We start from the raw sequence: 20,037 nt of genomic DNA on the forward strand, positions 1-20,037 counted from the left end.
CCCGGCGTCGGTCAGAGCAAGGCTCGCACGCTGGCGTAGCCGTCAGAGATCGTCTCCGGCCCGGTGACGTCGAAGATGCGGGTGCGTCCGGGGTCTTCCGACCAGCTCGCCCATCCCGGGTCGCCGGCCCGCACGAACGATGACGCGGCGCCGTGGACAGCATCCGCCAATGTCTCGGGCGGGTTCTCGCCGGTGAGTGCATCGACGCGATCCCTGTCGAGCACGTCGAACCAGAATGGAACGTCGATGCAATGGCAGGCCCACCCGATGCGGGTTGAGGCCCACGAGAAGCGGTACGCCCACGTCGGTGCCGCGGCACGGGCTGCCGCGATCCGAGCCACGCCGCGACGAAAGACGGTGTCGGAGACGTAGCGGCCGAGCAGGGCCGCCGTGCCGAGCCGGTGCTGCTCGGCGTTGTCGGCGAGGTAGCCGCGCCGGGTGTGGCGATCCATGCCGAGGGCACCGAGCGCTACCGCAGCAGGAACGAACCGGAGCTTGGTGCGCGCGTCATCCGTGATCATCGTGAACTCGTCATCAGTTGATCCGATGACCAGCGCCTTATCGGCGCCAACACCCGATGCGATCGATTCCGGTGTCGTGGTCAGCAGCAGATCGCCGTCGATCATCGGCCCCCACGGAAGTCCGTCGGCAAGCAGACCACGGATGCTGGACAGTCGCGTGCCGCCTCGCTCACTGACCTTTTGCTGTAGCCCGATCAGCACGTCCGGATCGACGGACGCGAATCCGTCGCGCGTGGCCGGCACCCCCGCGAGCTCAGCGAGCTGCGCCGCAACGTTCTCGGCCCGCGCGAGCGACACGTCGCCGAGCGCGGGGGAGAGTGACCAGACTCGCTGGAAGAGGTGCTGGGCGGCCGGCATCCCGAGCAGCGTCAGCACGGCGCCACCGCCAGCCGACTGCCCGGCGATCGTGACAGCATCAGGGTCTCCGCCGAACGCCGGGATCTCGCGCTGGACCCACTCGAGCGCCGCGAGCCAGTCGCGCACACCGCGATTGCTCGGTGCGCCGTCGATGAGGCCGAACCCGTCGAAACCGAGCCGATACGACACCACGACGGTCACGACCCCGTCGCGCGCAAACGACTCGCCGTCATACCAGGGGCTTGCCGGTGATCCCGAGACGTAGCCGCCCCCGTGGATGTAGACGAGTACCGGCAGACGCGCCGCGGTGTCGCCGGGTCGCGGGGTGTAGACGTTGACGTTCAGGGTCGAGTCTCCGGGGACCGACGGCTCGGGGATCAGGGTGACTTCGGCGACGGGGCCGCGCTGTGGCGTCGCCCCGAAACTCGTCGCCTCCCGGATGCCGGTCCACGGCTCGACCGGAACCGGCGCTGCGAATCTCAACTCGCCAGTGGGTGGCTGCGCGAAGGGAATGCCGAGGAAGGCGGCAGAGGGTGCCTCGGGGTCATCGCCCCACAGGCCCCTGACTGCTCCGGCGGTGGTGTCGACGACGGGTGCCTCGCGGGCCGGTCGGGATGCAGGATTGGTCACGATGCTGACGCGGGCTTCTGCTGCAGGGTGGCGAGGAGCTGGTCGACGATGCCCGCCATGTCGACGGTGGGGTCGACGAGCCACTGGAGCTGAAGACCGTCAGCGACTGCCTGGAGAATCCGGGCATAGACATCGGGGGGCATGGTGCCTGGCGGGGCCGTCAGCGCGAAGCCATCACGCACCGCCTCGCCTCGCTCGAGAAAGTAGTCGTGGGCGGGATGCTCGGGGTTCGCGGCCTCGACGGCGAGGCGGGAGAAGAGCTCGACGAGCCCTGGAACCTCTGTGTTGTGACGGATGACGCGCAGGAAGCTTTCGCGGATCACGGCGACATCGATCGCAGTGGCGTCACCGGATCTGCCATCCGGAAGACCGAACTGTTCGCCGTCGTTCTCGTCACGCTTGCGCAGGACCTCAGTGAACAGCTCCTCCTTGCTGTCGAAGTAGTGCAGCAACCCCGCCTGACTGAGCCCGACAGCCTCCGCGATGCGCTTGACGCTTGCGCCGTCGTAGCCTTCCGTCGCGATCACGTCGAGGGCGCGTTCGAGGATCTCTTCGCGCTTGGCCACGCCCTTGGCGTATGAACCTCGCTGTGCCATGAGATGAGTGTGCCCAATGATGCTTGTTTTTCAAAACCTAGTGTCATATGGTTTTCGTCGGGTCCATCGTCGGACTCCGTCCTCGCCCGAAGGGTCTGTGCCATGACATCGCCGTCTGATTCCCCGCTGAGCCCCGCCGATCCTGCGCTCGTCGCAGCATCCGCGCCCATGACCGAGAACACGTTCATGGTGTCGGCATCCGGTACCGATGACCCGCCGCCGCCGGTCAAGGGCCTGCGCCGCCTGATGTGGTGGATCATCCCCGCCAACCTCGGCATCTTCATGCTCTGGGGTGCAATTCCCGGCATCCTGTTGCCGCAGCAGCTCACTCTGCTCGACGCGGACAACAAGGTCGCAAACCTCGCGATCGTCTCGACGATCGGTGCGTTTCTCGCGATGGTCGCGCAGCCGATCGCCGGGCAGATCTCTGACCACACCCGCTCACGCTTCGGTCGTCGCGCGCCGTGGATGCTCCTCGGCGCGCTCGCGGGCGCGCTTGCGCTCGTCGGCCTCGCCTTCGCCAACTCGCTCCTCGGAATCGTGATCGCGTGGAGCCTCGTGCAGATCCTGTTCAATTTCGCGCAGGGGCCACTCACCGCGATCATGCCCGACCGTGTGCCGGTGCGGCGTCGCGGGACTTTCGCGACCCTGACGGGCATCGGGCTCATGGGTGGGGCGCTGGCCGGTCAGATCATCGGGGCGCTGTTCTTTGACTCGCTCACTGCCGGCTACCTCTTCTTCGCTGTTTTCGTCGTCATCGCAATCACGCTGTTCATCGTTTTCAACCCTGACCGCTCCAGCGCCGATCTGCCGCGCGAGCCATTCTCGTTCGTCGACTTCTTGAAGACGTTCTGGGTCAACCCGATCGCCTACCCCGACTTCTTCTGGGCGTTCACCGGCCGACTCCTTCTCTACACGGGATACTTCGCGGTGACCGGGTACCAGTTGTTCATCCTCACCGACTACCTCGGCGTCGAGTCGCCCGCGAGTGTCATCCCGCTCTTGGGTCTGATCAGTCTCGCGGGCATCCTCGTGGCGACGATCATTTCGGGTCCGCTCTCCGACAAACTCGGGCGACGTAAAATCTTCGTCTTCCTCTCGTCCGCCGTCGTCGGGCTCGCGATGCTCGTACCGTGGATCGCTCCCACCTTCGAGTCGTGGGTGATTTTCGTGGCGATCTCAGGCTTCGGGTTTGGCATGTTCCAAGCGGTCGATCAAGCGCTCATGAGCATGGTGCTTCCCTCCGCCAAGTCCTTCGCCAAGGACCTCGGCGTCGTCAACATCGCCGCGACCCTGCCCCAGACGCTGGCGCCCGGTGTCGCGGGCATCATCGTGATCGCCTTCGGCTACGCGGGTCTGTTCCCGATCGGCATTGCCCTCAGTATCCTGGGCGCGCTTGCCGTCTGGCCGATCAAGGCAGTCCGTTAACCCTCTTCCGTCGAGGCGCGCACGCTTGTGCCGCGCATCGGATGAATCCCCAGACCCTCCGCGAAAGGAACCCCCATGACCGATAACGACACTGCCGCCGTTGAAGCGACCGTCGCCGATCTGACCCTCGAAGAGAAGGCATCCCTGACCAGCGGCCTGAACTTCTGGCACACCAAGCCGGTCGAGCGGGTCGGGATTCCCTCGATCATGGTGACCGACGGACCCCACGGCCTGCGCAAGCAGGGGGGAACCGGTGACCACCTCGGCCTCGGCTCGTCGGTGCCGGCGACGTGCTTCCCGCCGGCGGTGGGTCTCGGCTCCTCGTGGGATGTCGAGCTTGTCGATCGGGTCGGTCAGGCCCTCGGCGCCGAGACATCGATCGAGGATGTCGCCGTCCTGCTCGGGCCCGGCATCAACATCAAGCGCTCGCCGCTGTGCGGTCGCAACTTCGAGTACTTCTCCGAAGACCCGCTGATCTCGGGGGTGCTGGGCTCGGCCTTCGTGAAGGGCGTCCAGTCGCAGGGAGTGGGCACCTCGCTCAAACACTTCGCCGCGAACAACCAAGAGACCGATCGGATGCGGGCAAGCTCCGACATCGACCCGCGTCCGCTGCGCGAGATCTACCTGCGCGGGTTCGAGCGGGTCGTGCGCGATGCCCAGCCGTGGACTGTCATGTGCTCGTACAACAAGATCAACGGCGTCTACGCCTCGGAGGACCCGTGGCTGCTCACGCGCGTGCTGCGCGACGAGTGGGGCTTCGAGGGCCTCGTCGTGTCGGACTGGGGTGCGGTCAACGAGCGGGTGAAGGGTCTTCCCGCTGGGCTCGACCTCGAAATGCCCTCCTCGAACGGGCGCACGGATGCCGAACTCGTCGCCGCGGTCCGCTCCGGCGAGCTCGATGAATCAGCGCTCGATGTCGCAGCGGGCCGCGTCATCGACCTCGTCCGTAAGGCCCGGGCCGGGGCGGGCACAGTGGCAGGACCGCTCGATGTCGACGCACACCACGCCCTCGCCCGCGAGGCTGCCGGTCGCTCGATCGTGCTCCTGAAGAACGAGGGCGGCATCCTGCCTCTGGCCAAGGACGCGAACCTTGCCGTCATCGGGGCGTTCGCCGAGAAGCCGCGCTACCAGGGGGCTGGCTCATCGCTGATCAACCCGACCCGCCTGGACACGGCGATCGAGCAGATCCGCGCGCTCGCGACAGGTGACGTCGCCTACGCTCCCGGGTTCTCGCTTGCTGCCGAGGTCGAGGAGGCCGAGGAGGTGCGCCTGCGCGACGAGGCGGTGGCCGTGGCATCCGCCGCCGAGGTCGTCGTGCTGTTTCTCGGGTTGCCGGCGCGCCTTGAGTCCGAAGGGTATGACCGGGACGACATCGATCTGCCTGCCGAGCAGCTTGCGGTGTTCGATGCCGTGCTTGCCGCGAACCCGAACGTCGTCGTCGTGCTCTCCAACGGTGGGGTCGTCGCCCTTCCCTTCACGAACGAGGTTCCCGCGATCCTCGAGGGGTGGCTCCTCGGTCAGGCCGGCGGTGGGGCGACAGCCGACGTGCTGTTCGGTGACGTGAACCCGTCGGCCAAGCTCACCGAGACGATCCCGCTGCGGCTGTCGGACACCCCGGCGTACTTGGATTTCCCAGGGGAGTTCGGCCACGTCCGCTACGGCGAGGGTCTGTTCGTCGGCTACCGCTGGTACGACGCGCGGAACCTCGAGGTTGCGTATCCCTTCGGTCACGGCCTGTCGTACACGACGTTCTCGTACACGGATGCCGCGGCCCGCGTCACCGAAACGGGAGATCTCGAGGTGACGGTCACCGTGACCAACACGGGTCAGCGCGACGGGCGCGAAATCGTGCAGGTCTACACCTCGCTGCCGGGGTCGGCGGTGCAGCGCCCGGTGCGCGAGCTGAAGGGCTTCGTATCGGTTGCGCTCGCTGCCGGTGAGTCCCGGGAGGTCGCGGTCGCGGTGCGCCGCGCGGACCTCGCCTACTGGGACATCCGACTCGATGGCTGGGTTGTCGAGGGTGGGGAATACGCCGTGGAGGTCGGGGCGTCGAGCCGCGACATCCGCAGCTCGGCGACGGTGACCGTCGAGGGAGACCCGGTGGCGGTCCCGCTGTCGCGTGAGTCGTCGCTCGGCGAAGTGATTGCACACCCGGTCGTCGGCCAGATGGTGCAAGCGGCGATACAGCAGATGATGGCGGCGATGGATGATCTCGAGTCCGTCATGCCCGAGGGCGTGTCGATGGACAAGATGATGATGTCGTTCCCCATCGGCCGGATGTCGATGATGGCCGGCGATCAGGTCAGCCCCGAGATGATCGACGGCCTGATCGCGATGGCGAACGCCCCGCAGCAGTAGGCGCCTGCGGCCGCCCTCACGAAGGTAGGCGATATCCCCGGGGTAGGACGTTTGGTGAACCATTTGTCCTGCCCCGGGGATTTGTCCTACCTCGGCGAGATGGGGGCGGGAGCGGATGCTGGCGCGGTAGCGCGAATGCCGGTGCGGGCATGCGCCGGGCCCTAGCGAAGGTAGGCGAAATTCTGAGGGTAGGACGTTTGGTGAACCATTCGTCCTGCCCCGGGGATTTGTCCTACCTCGGCGAGGGGGGGTGGGGCCCGCGTCAGCGGTCGCGGTGGGCGCCGACCGAGGGCTGCACTGTGAAGATGCGCGGTGCGCGGAACCCGGATGCCGAGAACGCGGCGGTCACGGCATCCGTCACCGCGTCAAGCCGGTCGCGGGGGACGAGCGCGATCGCTGCGCCGCCGAAGCCTCCGCCGGTCATCCGTGCGCCGATCGCGCCACCCGACATGGCCGCCTCGACAGCCGTGTCCAGCTCGGGAACCGAGATCTCGAAGTCGTCGCGCATCGACGCGTGCGAGGCCAGCAGGAGTTCGCCGATGGCGCGCGGGCCGCTCTCGCGCAGGACGCGCACGGTCTCGAGCACGCGCGCGTTCTCGGTGACGACGTGACGCACCCGGCGGAGGGTCACCTCGTCCATGACGGATGCCGCCCGCTCGAGGTCGCCCGGGGCCAGATCGCGCAGCATCGCGACATCCATAGCCGCAGCACCCTGCTCGCAGGATGCCCGGCGCTCGCGGTACCCGCCCGTGGAGTGGGCATGGGTCACGAGGGTGTCGATCACGAGGACCTCCAGGTCCGCGGGTTCGAGACCCAGGGGCACGATCTCGGTGGCGAGCGTGCGGCAATCGAGAAAGACCGCGGCATCGGCTTCGCCGAGCATTGACGCGGTCTGGTCCATGATTCCCGTGGGCGCTCCCACCGCCTCGTTCTCGGCGGTACGGCCGACGCGCGTGAGGTCCTTCGCACTGAGCTCGGCGCCCCACAGCTCATTCAGGGCCACGGCGACGGCGCATTCGATGGCAGCGGATGACGAGAGCCCCGCGCCGACGGGCACCGATGACGCGATCGCAAGGTCGAGCCCGTGCGGCCGCGCCGTGTCGGGCGCCGCGTGCAGCAGCGCCCACGCGACGCCGAGCGGGTAGGTCGTCCACTCGGGCACCGAGGCCGGGGCGGGGCTCGCGAACAGAGCGTCGAGGTCCGCGATCTGCACGGATGCCTCGCTGTCCTCGAAGCTCGAGCTAACGCGCAGCACAGCGTCGGTGCGCGGCGCGACAGCGACAGCGGTGCGTGCATCGATGGCAAACGGCAACACGAAACCGTCGTTGTAGTCGGTGTGCTCGCCGATGAGGTTGACACGCCCGGGAGCAGACCAGACGCCGACGGGTTCGGCATCCGTCAGCTGACCGAGCAGAGTGAGGGCGGCGGCTCGGGGGTCTTCGGCGCTCACAGCTCCACCCCCTCGACGGCCTCGCGGAGGCGCGCTGCGGCATCCTCGGGCGGGATGTCGCCGATCCAGGCGCCCATCGCCGCTTCGGATCCGGCGAGGAACTTGAGCTTGTCGGCGGCTCGTCGAGGGGAGGTGATCTCGAGGTGCATCCGCACGGTGTCGCGAGCGACGCTCACCGGAGCCTGGTGCCAGGCAGCGATATAGGGAGTCGGTGTCTCGTAGAGAGCGTCGACCCCGCGCAGCAGGCGCAGGTACACGCAGGCGAGTTCGTCGCGTTCGGCATCCGTCGTTTCGGCGAAGTCGGGGACGTGGCGGTGAGGCATGAGGTGGATCTCGATCGGCCAGCGGGCGGCGAACGGGACGTAGGCGGTCCAGTATTCACCCGCGAGGATGACGCGGCCGCTCTCTCGCTCGAAGTCCAGCACGCGCTGCATCAGGTCGGGAGAGGTGCGCGAGATGTTCTCGACCAGCCGACGAGTACGCGGGGTGACGTACGGGTAGGCGTAAATCTGGCCGTGCGGGTGGGGGAGCGTGACCCCGATCGCCTCACCGCGGTTCTCGAAGGGAAACACCTGCTCGACGCCCGGGAGGGTGGACAGGGCTGCGGTGCGGTCGGCCCACGCTTCGATGACGGTGCGGGCGCGGGTGACCGACTGGGTTCCGAAGGATCCGGTGTGCTCGGGGCTGAAGCAAACCACCTCGCAGCGTCCCACCGAGGTACGCACGCTGCCGAGGCCCAGCGCCTCGAGGTCGTCGAGACCCCGGGGCGGGTTCGCAGCCTCAGGCGCATCGCCATGGGCTTCGGACAGGGCAGGACCGAAGGAGGGTGAGCGGTTCTCGAAGACCGCGACGTCGTAGCGTGAGGGGATCTCGGAGGGGTTGGTCGGTGTCTGCGGAGACAGCGGGTCGAGCTCGGCGGGGGGCAGGAAGGCGCGGTTCTGCCGCGCTGCCGCAATGGAGATCCAGTCGCCGGTCAGGATGTCCTGCCGCATCGTCGCCGTGGCGGGGCGCGGGTCGAGCGTTCGATGATCGATTCCGCGCTCAGCGCCGAGCGTCGTGTCGGGATCGTCGTAGTAGAAGAGCTCTCGCCCATCGGCCAGCGTGGTGTCGCGTCTGATGACACCGGCGCCGAGGGTTATCGGTTCCCGAAGCATGTTCACGATAACACGCTAACGCTCGGCCGTGATATCGTCAACATCGGAGGGCCCAATGACCCAGCATCGACGCGCATCCATGGCCGATGTCGCAGAACTGGCCGGCGTGTCGACGCAGACCGTGTCGCGGGTTGCCAACGGCAGCCCACGCGTCGACCCCGCGACGCGTGCGCGTGTCGAGGCGGCGATGGCCCAGGCCGGCTATCGAGTCCACCGGGCAGCCCGGGCGCTGCGCACCGGCCGCACCGGAGTCGTCGGGGCCGTCGTATCGACCCTCGCCACAGTCGGGAACTCCATGCTGCTTGAGGCCGTCGTCGACGAGGCATCCGCGCGCGGTTATGCCGTCGCCGTCGCGCGTATCGGCGAGGGCGGCCCGGCCGAGGCCTTCGAGCGGCTCCGTGATCAGGGCGTGGATGGGGCGATCGTCGTCAACGAGGCGTCAGCGCTTCTTCGTGAGAGCGAGCTGCCCACCGACCTGCGTCTGGCCGTGGTCGATTCACCACCCGACGATCGGTACGCGGGCGTGGAAACCGCCCACGCTGCAGGTTCGGCAGCCGCGACGGCGCACCTTCGCGAACTCGGGCACCGTGTCATCGCCCACATTGCCGGCCCAGAGTCGTCGTACGCCGCCGCCGAACGTGAGCGCGGGTGGCGTGAGACGCTCGTGGCTGCGGGTCTGAAGCCGGGCGCTCTGTTGCGCGGCGCGTGGGACTCGGCATCCGGCTACCGGGCGGGTCTGGAGCTTCTTGCAAACCTCGACGCCAGCGATCCCGTGACAGCGGTTGTCGTCGCGAACGATCAGATGGCGCTCGGCGTCCTGCGAGCGGCTTCCGAACTCGGCATCCTCGTACCCGAACAGCTGAGTGTCGTCGGGTTCGACGATGTCGCGGATGCCGCGAACTTCACCCCCGCGCTCACCACGGTGCGTCAGCGATTCGATCTGCTCGGTCAGCGTGCGGTGGCTGCGGTGCTCGACGGCGCAGAAGCCGGGTCCCGCGCGGTGATCGAGGCCCCGTTGGTCGTGCGCGGCAGCAGCGCTGCGCCCTTCGTGCAGCCTGCCTGACGCGCGTCGGCGCTCAGAGGGCGTTCTGGCGGGCTTCCCAGCCCGTGCGCACCATCTCGTCGATCGAGTAACGCATCTGCCAGTCGAGGTCGCGGGCGGCCAGCTCGCCGGTCGCGACGATCCGGTCGGGATCGCCGGGGCGGCGGGGTCCGACCTCGGGGGTGAAGGCGATCCCGGTCACCCGAGCCATGGCATCCATGATCTCTCGCACCGACAGACCGTTCTGGGAACCGAGGTTGTAGGCGGCCTCGATCGGCTCACCCGCGATCAGGCGCTGGGCTGCGGCGACGTGGGCGGCGGCGATATCGCCGACGTGCACGTAGTCGCGTACGTTCGTGCCGTCCGCGGTGTCGTAGTCATCGCCGTTGATGCGCGGAGTCTCGCCGGCGATGAGCTTCTCGAACACGATCGGGAAGAGGTTGTGGGGGCTCGTGTCGTACACGGTCGGGTCTGCCGAGCCCACGACGTTGAAGTAGCGGAGCGACGTGTGGCGCAGCGGAGCATCGGTGTCGGCGGTGGCTCGGGCTTGATCGGCGATGAGCCATTCGCCGATGAGCTTGGACTCGCCGTACGGGGAGGCTGGGCGCTTGGGCAGGTCCTCGACCACGAGCGGCACATCCGGGGTGCCGTACACCGCGGCGCTGGACGAGAACACGATCTTGGTCACCCCTGCCGCAGCCATCGCCTCGAGCACCACGCGGGTGCCCTCGACGTTCTGGTGGTAGGTGTGCAGCGGGCGGGTGACCGAGACTCCCGCGTACTTGTAGCCGGCGACGTGGATGACGCCCTCGATGTCGTGCTCGCGCAGCGTCTGCTCGACCAGCTCACGGTCCAGGATGGAGCCGCGCACGAAGGGCACTCCCTCCGGCACGAAACCGGCATGTCCACTGGAGAGGTCGTCGATCACGACGGGCGACAGGCCCGCGGCCGATAGGGCGCGGACGACGTGGGCACCGATGTATCCGGCACCGCCGGTGACAAGCCAGCTCATGCTTCCCATCCTGTCAGGTTCGCTCTCACTCCTCGGCGGGGCCGAGGAGTGAGGTGGTCGGTGAACCGCGCTGTCGCGGTGTCGGCAGCATCCAGCGTGAGGATCACCAGTTCGTTGCTGCCCGCGCGGGTCGCAGGCCCCGGCACGTAGAGCGGGTGCTCCTCATCTTTGTGCTGCTGCAACGACTGGTCACGACGAAGCGAGAGTGAGTCGGCTGGGTGGGCTCGTTCTGCGGCGGGTCCACCCAGCCCCTACGATGTGGGCATGCGGGACCTCTGGGCGAGCCTCTTTCGCCTCGACCCGCTGACCGTCCCGGCGCTTCCTCGAGCGCTGCGAGCTGCCCTGGCCCTCGGCCTCCCCATCGCCATTGCGGCGATGCTGGGCGTGCCGCACCTCGGATACAGTGCCGCGGTAGGCTCGTTCGCCGCCTTGTACGGCGGTGCGCTCCCGGCGCGAGAGCGCGCCAAGGCGGTGCCCTTCATCGCCGCCGGTCTCGTGGTGGCGGCAGCCCTCGGGGTCGGCGTGGGGTGGTCGCGTCCGCTCACGGTGATCGCCCTTGCGGGCGTCGCGATCCTCGCGGCCGCCCTCGTCTACGGCTTTTCGGTCGGACCACCCGGAGTCATGTTCTTCGTCCTGGTCTACGGCATGTTCGCCCACATCCGGGCGATCTCGACCGAGATCGTCGCTCTGCAGTCGCTCGGCGCGCTCGCCATCGGAAGCGTGCTGACGTATGTCATCGCGATCCTGCCGGTCTTCGAACGGCGACCTGATGCACCGACCCGTCAGCTGCGGGAGGTCCTTCCCCGCTCAGGATGGGATGACACGGCGCGGCTGCTGTTCGAGCGAACGGTCATCGTGGCGCTGGTGGGTTCTGCCGCTGGCCTGCTCGTCGATCCGGTCCGGGCATACTGGATCGTCGCCGCCGGGGTCACTGTCGTCGGGATCTCGGCGGCTCGCACGGCGATCGTCGGTCGCGGCATCCATCGCATGATCGGAACCGTCCTCGGCGCCGGCCTCTATCTGCTGCTCGTCCTCTTCCCGTGGCAGCCGCTGGGGATCGCGGTGCTGCTGGCGGTGCTGCAGTTCGGAATCGAGCTTGTCGTCGCGCGGAACTACGCGCTCGCGCTCGTGCTGATCACGCCCCTGGTGCTGGTCTTGACGGGGGCGGCAGCGGGAGAGTTCGGCTCGGTGGCGATCGCCGGCGAGCGCGTTGTCGACACGATCGTCGGGTCAGCGCTGGCGGTGGCCGTCAGCTTCGTGCCGCTTCGGGCGTTCCGCAGGGCGGCCTAGGAACCGAGGGCCGCAGACACGACGGCGCGCGCCTGCTCCTGCACCTCGCGCAGGTGCTCTTCGCCCTTGAGCGACTCGGCGTAGAGCTTGTAGACGTCTTCCGTGCCTGAGGGGCGCGCAGCAAACCACGCGCTCTCGGTCTGCACCTTGAGGCCGCCGATCGCAGCTCCGTTGCCGGGCGCGTGCGAGAGTTTCGCGGTGATCGGTTCGCCGGCGAGCTCGGTAGCGGTCACCGACTCGGGGGAGAGCTTCGCGAGCGTCGCCTTCTGGGCGGGAGTGGCCGGCGCATCAACCCGCTGGTAGGCGGAGGAACCGAACTGTGCCTCGAGCTCGGCGTACCGCTGCGACGGGGTCTTGCCGGTGACGGCGAGGATCTCGGCTGCGAGCAGGCACAGCAGGATGCCGTCCTTATCGGTGGTCCACACCGACCCGTCCTTCCGCAGGAACGACGCACCAGCTGACTCTTCACCGCCGAACGCGACCGATCCGTCGAGCAGGCCCGGCACGAACCACTTGAACCCGACCGGCACTTCGTAGAGGTCGCGGCCCAAGGCGGCGACGACACGGTCGATGATCATTGACGAAACGAGGGTCTTGCCGACTGCGGCATCTCCGGGCCAGCCGTCACGGTGCGAGAAAAGATAGTCGATCGCGACGGCAAGGTAGTGGTTGGGGTTCATGAGTCCGGCATCCGGGGTCACGACGCCGTGCCTGTCGGCGTCGGCGTCGTTGCCGGTGAGGATGTCGAACTCGTGGCGCTTCGCCACCAGCGAGGCCATGGCGGACGGGGAGGACGGATCCATGCGGATCTTCTCGTCCCAGTCCAGCGTCATGAAACGCCACGTCGGGTCGACATCGGGGTTCACGACGGTGAGGTCCAGGCCGTAGACCTCGGCGATCAGCGCCCAGTACTCGACTGACGCTCCGCCCAGCGGGTCCGCCCCGATCCGCACGCCAGCGCGGGCGATCGCGCTGACATCGATGATGTTCTCGAGGTCTCGCACGTAGACGTCGCGGAAGTCGTAGGAGCCGATGCGCTCGCCGTCCATGTCGGCAAAGCGCACCCGCTTCACGCCCTCGAGCCCCGCGGCGATGAGCTCGTTGGCGCGGTTCGCGATCCACCCCGTCGCGTCTGTGTCGGCGGGACCGCCGTGCGGCGGGTTGTACTTGAACCCGCCGTCGCGGGGCGGGTTGTGGGACGGGGTCACGACGATGCCGTCGGCGCGCGTCGGGTCGTCGGTGGCCTTGCCGCGGTTGTAGGTGAGGATCGCGTGGCTGAGCGCCGGGGTCGGCACCCAGGAGTCGCGCGAGTCCACGCGCACGCCGACGCCGTTGGCCACCAGTACCTCGATGGCACTGCGCTCGGCGGGGCGGGACAGGCCGTGCGTGTCGCGGCCCAGGAACAGGGGCCCGGCGATGCCGTTCGCCGTCCGGTAGTCCACGATCGCCTGCGTCGTGGCCAGGATGTGGACCTCGTTGAAGCTCGTCGACAGCGATGAACCGCGGTGGCCGCTGGTGCCGAACGCGACCCGCTGCTCGGGTACGGCAGGGTCGGGGACGCGTTCGTAGTAGGCGGCGATCAGTTCGTCGATGTCGATGAGGTCGGATTCTTCGGCTGGCAGACCTGCGCGGCTCATGAACACAGTCTGTCATCCGTGCGGGCGCACGCAATGCCCCCAGGTGTGGGGGCGGCCAGCGCGCAGCAGAGCCGCAGGTCTAGGCTGGGTTGCCGTGAGCGACGAGCCCGAAGCTACCCGCCGGACCTACAGTTACCTCGGACCCGCGGGGACCTTCACCGAAGCAGCCCTGGCTCAGGTGCCAGAAGCTCGGGGCCAGATCTGGCGCCCGGTCCGAAACGTCGGCGAGGCGCTCGCCGATGTCGTCGAGGGCCGGTCGGATGCCGCGATGATCGCCATCGAGAACTCGGTTGACGGCGGCGTATCGACGGCGCAAGACGCCCTCGCGACGATGCCCGGGCTGCGGATCGTCGGCGAGTACCTCGTTCCGGTTGAGTTCGTGCTGGTCGGGCGGCCCGGCACGCGGCTTGAGGATGTGTCGCTTGTGGCTGCGCATCCCGTTGCCTACGCCCAGTGCCTGCGGTGGCTCACGGCTACCCTGCCCGCCCATGCGCACATCCCGGCAGCGTCGAACGTCGCCAGCGCTGTCGGGCTGATCGACGGTACGTCGGATGCGGATGCCGCAATCGCCGCTCCCGGCATCCTGGAACACCTCGAGGTCGAGCTGCTTGCCGAGGGTATCGGCGACAATGCCGAGGCCGTCACGCGGTTCGTGCTGGTCAGCCGGACCGTCGCGCCGCCCGAACCGACCGGCGCCGACAAGACCTCGCTGATCGCCGAGCTGCCCGATGACCACCCCGGTGCGCTGCTGGAGATGCTCGAGCAGTTTGCGACGCGCGGGATCAACCTGAGCCTGCTTGCCTCCCGGCCCATCGGAGATGCGCTGGGTCGCTATCGATTCGTCATCGACGCCGACGGGCACATCATGGATGAGCGCATGGCCGATGCCCTCCTGGGACTGCGACGTTTCAGTCCCAAGGTGATCTTCCTCGGCTCCTACCCCCGCGCTGACCACGCGATCATCCGTTACCCCGACCGGTACTCCGATGACGTGTTCGTCGAGGCCCGCGACTGGTTGCGCGGGCTGCTCTCGGGCGAACCCGACCGCTGAGGCCCGCGATGGACATCCTGGTGAGTGTCGCGGCGCGGGTCGCGGTCATCCTGCTGCTGGTGCTCGTCGGGTTTCAGGTAGCGCTCGCAGTGGGGGTGCCGTGGGGCAAGGCGGCCTACGGTGGCGCATCGGCGACGCTCGAGCCACGGCTTCGTATCGCCAGCGGCATAGCGGCGGTGGTCTGGGCACTCGTCGCGTGGTTCTTCCTGTCCCTTGGAATCCCCGCTCTCGCGGGGCCGGTGCCTGACTCGTGGAACATCGTTGTGCTGTGGGTGCTCGTGGGGCTGTTTGCGATCGCGACCGCGATGAACGGAATCTCACGGAGTCGCATCGAACGTGCGATCTGGATGCCCGTTTCTGCCGTGCTCCTGGTGTGCGCGTTGGTGATCGTCTTTCGCATCATCGGCGCCTCGACCATGGCCGGTTAGTCAGCGCGCGTTCTTGACCGTCTCGTAGGCGGCCAGCGCCGCGTCACGTGTGGCCTTGAGGTCGACGATCGGCTCGGGCGCATCCTCACCGGCGTGCTCGGGAGCCCACCGGCCCACGTAGGCTCCGTCGGGATCGAACTTGGCGGCCTGCAGCTCCGGGTTGAAGATGCGGAAGTAGGGTGCGGCGTCGGCGCCGGAGCCGGCCACCCACTGCCAGCCGAACGGGTTGGATGCGGCATCCGCATCCACGAGGGTGTCCCAGAACCACTGCTCGCCCTTACGCCAGTCGATCATGAGGTTCTTGGTGAGGAAGGATGCCGTCACCATCCGGACGCGGTTGTGCATCGTTCCGGTGTGCCAGAGCTCGCGCATCCCGGCATCCACGAGCGCGACACCGGTGCGCCCGCGCTGCCAGGCCTCCAGTCGGGCCGGGTTCAGCCGCGGCCAGGGGAACGCGTCGAACTCGGAGCGCCAGTTCTTGGTCGCAAGGTCGGGGAAGTGGAAGAGGACGTGCCAGGCGAACTCGCGCCAACCGACTTCGGCGAGGAACTTCTGTGCCGCGTTCGCGTGAGGGCCCCCTGCGTGGCGCGCCCGTGTCTGATGCCAGATCTCGTGCGGGCTGATCTCTCCCCACCGGAGGTGCGGGGACAGGCGCGAGGTCACTGCACGGTCGGGCCGGTCGCGCTCTGTCGCATAGTCAGGCAGGTCGTCGGTCAGGAACGCCTCGAGTCGGGTATGAGCTGAGGCCTCGCCGGGTTCCCAGGTCTCGCGAAAGCCCATGGCCCAGTCGGGGTCGGTGGGCAAGAGCTGCCAGTCGGTCACGTCGTCGCTGTCGACGGCGGGCCGGGCGCCGCGTGCCCCCGTGGGGGCGGGAAGCGGCTCGCGTGGTTCGGGAAGGGCCAGGCACGCCTTCCAGAACGGGGTGAAGACACCGTACGGTGTGCCCGACCCAGTGCGGACTGTCCACGGTTCGAACAGCAGGTTCGCGCCGAACGAGTGGACATCGAGCCCGGCATCCCGCAACTCAGACGTGAGCTGGGCGTCGATGTCGCGCTCGGCAAGGCCGTAGCGCCGGTTCCAGTAGAGCGCGTCGGCGCCAGTCTCGATGACGAGCGCGCGGATCACGTCGACCGCAGCGCCGCGCCGCAGAATGAGAGTGATACCGAGGTCGTTCAAGTCCCGCGAGAGGGATGTCAGGCTGTGGTGGAGCCACCAGCGGCTGGCCGCCCCGAGAGGACGGATGCCGGGGGAGTGCTCGTCGAGAACGAAGACCGCGACGATCGGCTCGCCCCGCTGCACGGCTTCGTGAAGTGCGGGGTTGTCAGCGATTCGCAGGTCGTCTCGAAACCAGACGATCGTGCTGGGGGTCACCCTGGGATGCTATCTGCGCGTGAGGACCGTGGGGCCGATACGACAGTATCCGGTGGGACTGCTAGGCCGCCGGTGCGAGCAGTTCGAGGGTGCGAAGGCGGGAGGGTGCGGCATCCATCGCGTCGCTGTCGTGAGCGGCCGCGACCGGCGAGATCATGACCTCGTCTACCTGCCACCGCGTTGCGAACTCCCGCAGTCGCTCGGCCACGGCGTCCGGCGTGCCGATGAACCAGCGCTCTGCTGCCCACGATTCCAGAGGCGCCGCCAGGCGGTCGGCTGCCTCGGCGGCGTACGCCTGTTCCACGGTTTCGAGTGCTGTCAGGGGCCGCCCTCCGCGAAGCCGCGCCATCATGCGAAGCTGCGGCAGAGCGAGAGCTCGGGCTTCGGCATCCGTGTCGGCGACGACGACGTTTGCCGTGAGGAATGTCCTGGGGATCTCGCCTTCGCTGGCCGGGCGGAACTGCGAGCGGTACAGGTCGAGGGCCCGTTCGAGACCGTCTCCGGAGAAGTGGTTGGCGAAGACGTAGGGAAGGCCCATGGATGCCGCGAGCTGCGCCGAGTAGTCGCTGGAGCCGAGCAGCCAGACTTCTGGTGCGGCGGTTGCCGCGGGGGTCGCGCGGACGGCGTACTCCTGACCGGAGGTGAAGCGGAGGCTCGCGCCTTCGGGCGACGACAGCGCGAGGATGTCGCGGATGTTGTCGGGAAAGCGGTCGACGTCGCTCGTGGTTCCGGACTGTCGCAGGAGTTGCGTGATGACGGGGTCGCTTCCGGGTGCGCGGCCGATGCCGAGGTCGATGCGGCCAGGGGCGATGGCTTCGAGCGCTGCGAACTGTTCAGCGACGACGAGCGGCGAATGGTTCGGGAGCATGACACCTCCCGAGCCGAGGCGGATGCGGGAGGTGCGCGCCGCTGCTGCCGCGACCAGGACCGGCGGTGTGGTGGAGGCGACGGCCGGCATGTTGTGGTGCTCGGCGAACCAGTAGCGCCGGTACCCGAGCCGGTCGGCTGCATCGGCAGTGGCGAGGGAAGCGGTGACCGCCTGGGCGCTGGTCTGCGCGGTGCGGACCGGGACGAGGTCGAGAACGGAGAGGGCAAGCGGTGCAGCAGACATCGTTCCATGCAACGCCGGACGGCTTGATCCCATTCCGATGCGTCAGAAAGGTGCTGGTCCGCCGGGGTCGTCTGGTGTGAAGTGCACGGAGACGGGCGGCGGATGGTCTGTGTAGATCCGGCCGGCCGGCGAGGTGAACTGGAGAATACCGCCCTCGAGTTGCTGCACCTGCCAGGCCGTGAACTGCTTCATCGAATGATGTCGTTGACAGAAATGGCAGAGATTCCCGTGCTCGGTCTTGCCGCCCCTGGCGTATTCGTCGTTGTGGTCGACCTCGCAGCGGATGGCGGGGATGCGGCATCCGAGTGTCCGACAGTGTCGGTCCCGGGCTCGAAGCCAGCGGTCGAGCGCCGCAGGCCTCGCATACCCGTCGGCCGCGAGCACCGATCCGCTGACCGGATGGGTGACCAGCCGCTCCCACCAGGTCGCGCCGGCGGCGAGCTCTCGCGCCGTCTCAGGATCGATGGGGGAGTGTCCGACGAGGTCGGCGGGTCCGGCGGTTTCGGTACCGGCCAGGGCGAGCGCGGGAACGACGACCTGTACCTTGGCGCGGATCGCGCCGAGCGGGCCCGGCCCGTCCCCGGCGGCAGGGTCGACAATGGGTGAACCAGCGAGCAGCAGCTGTGCGAACAGGTCGGCCCGGATCTGATCCATCGTGCGGGTATCGCCGGTGAAGACGTTTCCCTGCACGTCGGGCCCGGCCTCGGTGGTATCCGCGCTCGGTCGCGAATCGATGACGGCGCGCCCCATCTGGGTCAGTCGGTCGTCGATGCCGACAGCGATCACCGTCGGCACGGGCGCGCACACCTCGCTCATTCCGTCTGACAACGGCCTGATTCGCACGGCGCGCCCCTCGCGCGCTTCCCGGTGCCGCTCCTGCGGGGTGCGAGGGTGCATGCGCTCGGCGAGGATCATGACAGCGGCGCGGACCCGGTTCGCCGAGTCGGTCAGGCATCGTTCGGTGGCCAGCCGGTCGAACTCCGAGCGTACGTCGGCGGGAAGTGGGGTGCCGGCCTCGACGACGAGACTGACGTGCTGACGAGTGATGGCAGCGCTCTCGCGTGCCGCGAGCAGAGTGGGGTAGTCCTCGACGAGCTGGATTGCGTCGTTGATCTGGCGCTGCATCGACCTGTCGCTTACGCGCGACGCCGCACCCAGCTCGAGCGCGATCGACCGCAGCGCCATGTCGTGGGCGCGCACCCTGGCCGCCTGGCTCATCGCCTGCTTCCGCGCCAGTTGGCCGGCGCGAGCGAGGACTCGTACCCGAGCTACCTCTTCGCGAGCTGCCCGAACCTCGACGTCTTCGAAGTCGGCGACGATCTGGCACAGGGCGCCGAGGTCGGCATCCGTGTATCCGATCACCGGTCCGATCGGCCGGTCACCGTTCCCAACATTCGAAGACATGTTCTAATGATGACAGGGGCCTCCGACAGTGAATCAGTCGCGCGGACCGTTCTCGACCAGCGACAGAAACCCGGGTCTCACGCTCCACTGATGTCGTGACCGGCGGGGATCGCGATGACGAGACCCTGCTGCTCGATACGGCATTCGATCCGCACCGCCTCGCCGAACTCGTCACCGTCGAGCTGCACGGGCTGGGCTGCTTCCGGCATGATCTCGACTGTCGTCCCGCGGGAGTAAACGATGGCGTTGTCAGCAGTCCGCAACTTCAGGAATGCCCGGCTGCGATGGAAGTGACGGCGAAGGAAACCGTTGATCCATGCGACCCTGCGCCACACGAAGAACCAGCCGAAGAAGCCCTTGGGCTGGATGACCGCGACATCCAGCTGTCCATCGGCGACCGACGCTTCGGGGATGAGCGACAGGCCGGCGGGGAGCGACCCGCAGTTGGCGAACAGCACGCTCTGCACGCGGGCGGTGCGCATCCGCTGTCCCGAGACTTCGTACAGGATGCGGAACGGCTTAGCGCTCCACAGGGAGCGAGCTGCTCCGTCGACGTAGGCGATCCAGCCGAGGCGCTTCTTGAGGTCGCTGTTCGTGTTGGCGATCATCGCCGCATCCATGCCCATGCCGCCCATCACGACGAAGGCGTGCTCCTCGCTGGACCCATCGGCGCGTCGGATCTGGGCGATCCCGACGTCGATCGTCTCGTGATCGCCCGAGAAGGTGGCCGTCACCATCGCGTCGGGCGGCGAGAGCGGTAGTTGCAAGTTGCGCGCGAGGAGGTTGCCGGTTCCCGACGGGACGATCGTCAGCGGCACGCCGGTTCCGGTGAGCGCCTCGGCCACCGCCCGAACGGTGCCATCGCCGCCGGCGACGAGCACGGCATCCGCACCGGCGTCCAGCGCCTCTCTCGTCGCGAGCTGGCCGAGATCATCGACTGTCGTCTCGAAGAACAGGGGGCTTCCCCAGCCCGCGGCGGCTGACTCGCGCTCGACAGACGCGCGGATGGCATCCTGATCGACCTTGATCGGGTTATAGACGAGAGCTGCCCGCTTGGCGTCCCCCGGCTGTGCCTCATGCCCGGCGGAATCCACCGGCGAATCGGTGCCGGGATCGTTGGTCGGCGCGGCTTCCTCGTTGGATGCGGAAGCGTGCGTCATGCACACACGATAACCCTCCCAGCCGGAGGAGCCGGTT

The 20,037-nt window shown here is 68.1% G+C and carries 17 protein-coding genes; 6 read left to right on the forward strand and 11 right to left on the reverse strand.

The genetic code is table 11. The annotated features are described in order from the left end of the window. Positions 1–11 precede the first annotated feature (11 nt). Complete coding sequence (locus tag BGO47_RS01275) at positions 12–1,508, reverse strand: carboxylesterase family protein (protein WP_292707609.1); 1,497 nt, start codon at positions 1,506–1,508, stop codon at positions 12–14. Beyond that, positions 1,505–2,104, reverse strand: a complete 600-nt coding sequence (locus BGO47_RS01280) for a TetR/AcrR family transcriptional regulator (protein ID WP_292707611.1) — start codon at positions 2,102–2,104, stop codon at positions 1,505–1,507. The genes BGO47_RS01275 and BGO47_RS01280 overlap by 4 nt, the downstream gene beginning before the upstream one ends. 102 nt (positions 2,105–2,206) lie before the next feature. Here BGO47_RS01280 and BGO47_RS01285 point away from each other — a divergent pair, with 102 nt between their 5' ends. Both BGO47_RS01285 and BGO47_RS01290 read left to right on the forward strand, forming a co-directional pair. Further along, positions 2,207–3,532, forward strand: coding sequence for an MFS transporter (locus tag BGO47_RS01285; protein ID WP_292707613.1), 1,326 nt, complete (start codon positions 2,207–2,209; stop codon positions 3,530–3,532). Between the two features lie 75 nt (positions 3,533–3,607). Beyond that, a complete protein-coding gene (locus BGO47_RS01290; RefSeq protein ID WP_292707616.1) occupies positions 3,608–5,890 on the forward strand; it encodes a glycoside hydrolase family 3 C-terminal domain-containing protein in 2,283 nt (760 codons plus the stop codon). A gap of 262 nt (positions 5,891–6,152) precedes the next feature. Here the strand turns inward: BGO47_RS01290 and galK are convergent, their stop codons facing one another. After that, positions 6,153–7,340 carry a galactokinase gene (gene galK, locus BGO47_RS01295; protein WP_292707619.1) on the reverse strand — a complete coding sequence of 396 codons (1,188 nt, stop codon included), beginning with the start codon at positions 7,338–7,340 and terminating at the stop codon, positions 6,153–6,155. Beyond that, positions 7,337–8,494 (reverse strand): galactose-1-phosphate uridylyltransferase, encoded by a 1,158-nt coding sequence (galT, locus tag BGO47_RS01300; protein ID WP_292707830.1) that lies wholly within the window; start codon positions 8,492–8,494, stop codon positions 7,337–7,339. Before galT ends, galK begins: the two co-directional genes overlap by 4 nt. Before the next feature lie 55 nt (positions 8,495–8,549). Here galT and BGO47_RS01305 point away from each other — a divergent pair, with 55 nt between their 5' ends. Continuing rightward, positions 8,550–9,557, forward strand: coding sequence for a substrate-binding domain-containing protein (locus tag BGO47_RS01305; protein ID WP_292707622.1), 1,008 nt, complete (start codon positions 8,550–8,552; stop codon positions 9,555–9,557). A gap of 13 nt (positions 9,558–9,570) precedes the next feature. Here BGO47_RS01305 and galE read toward each other — a convergent pair whose 3' ends face one another. Continuing rightward, positions 9,571–10,548 (reverse strand): UDP-glucose 4-epimerase GalE, encoded by a 978-nt coding sequence (gene galE / locus BGO47_RS01310; RefSeq protein ID WP_292707625.1) that lies wholly within the window; start codon positions 10,546–10,548, stop codon positions 9,571–9,573. Beyond that, complete coding sequence (locus BGO47_RS01315) at positions 10,545–10,730, reverse strand: hypothetical protein (protein WP_292707628.1); 186 nt, start codon at positions 10,728–10,730, stop codon at positions 10,545–10,547. The genes galE and BGO47_RS01315 overlap by 4 nt, the downstream gene beginning before the upstream one ends. An 82-nt stretch (positions 10,731–10,812) precedes the next feature. Between BGO47_RS01315 and BGO47_RS01320 the strand changes: the two genes are divergently transcribed. Further along, positions 10,813–11,838, forward strand: a complete 1,026-nt coding sequence (locus BGO47_RS01320) for an FUSC family protein (RefSeq protein ID WP_292707631.1) — start codon at positions 10,813–10,815, stop codon at positions 11,836–11,838. Here the strand turns inward: BGO47_RS01320 and pgm are convergent. Continuing rightward, positions 11,835–13,475 carry a phosphoglucomutase (alpha-D-glucose-1,6-bisphosphate-dependent) gene (pgm, locus tag BGO47_RS01325; RefSeq protein WP_292707633.1) on the reverse strand — a complete coding sequence of 547 codons (1,641 nt, stop codon included), beginning with the start codon at positions 13,473–13,475 and terminating at the stop codon, positions 11,835–11,837. The genes BGO47_RS01320 and pgm overlap by 4 nt on opposite strands. Positions 13,476–13,569: 94 nt before the next feature. On the opposite strand from pgm, the gene pheA reads away from it, so the two are divergent. After that, positions 13,570–14,526, forward strand: coding sequence for a prephenate dehydratase (gene pheA / locus BGO47_RS01330; protein ID WP_292707636.1), 957 nt, complete (start codon positions 13,570–13,572; stop codon positions 14,524–14,526). A gap of 20 nt (positions 14,527–14,546) precedes the next feature. Continuing rightward, entirely contained in the window at positions 14,547–14,954 is a 408-nt protein-coding gene (locus BGO47_RS01335) for a hypothetical protein (protein WP_292707638.1), read from the forward strand. On the opposite strand, the gene BGO47_RS01340 is transcribed toward BGO47_RS01335, so the two are convergent. From BGO47_RS01340 to BGO47_RS01355, 4 genes are all read right to left on the reverse strand, one after another. Beyond that, positions 14,955–16,325 carry a deoxyribodipyrimidine photo-lyase gene (locus tag BGO47_RS01340; RefSeq protein ID WP_292707640.1) on the reverse strand — a complete coding sequence of 457 codons (1,371 nt, stop codon included), beginning with the start codon at positions 16,323–16,325 and terminating at the stop codon, positions 14,955–14,957. 61 nt (positions 16,326–16,386) lie between these two features. Then, on the reverse strand, positions 16,387–17,436 hold the full coding sequence (locus tag BGO47_RS01345) for an LLM class flavin-dependent oxidoreductase (protein WP_292707642.1): 1,050 nt from the start codon (positions 17,434–17,436) through the stop codon (positions 16,387–16,389). A 42-nt stretch (positions 17,437–17,478) separates the two neighbouring features. Beyond that, positions 17,479–18,840, reverse strand: coding sequence for an HNH endonuclease signature motif containing protein (locus tag BGO47_RS01350; RefSeq protein ID WP_292707645.1), 1,362 nt, complete (start codon positions 18,838–18,840; stop codon positions 17,479–17,481). Between the two features lie 77 nt (positions 18,841–18,917). Then, complete coding sequence (locus tag BGO47_RS01355) at positions 18,918–20,000, reverse strand: diacylglycerol kinase family protein (RefSeq protein ID WP_292707648.1); 1,083 nt, start codon at positions 19,998–20,000, stop codon at positions 18,918–18,920. Between the last annotated feature and the right edge of the window lie 37 nt (positions 20,001–20,037).

It is taken from the genome of Microbacterium sp. 67-17, from assembly GCF_001898325.1.
Classification (GTDB): domain Bacteria; phylum Actinomycetota; class Actinomycetes; order Actinomycetales; family Microbacteriaceae; genus Microbacterium; species Microbacterium schleiferi.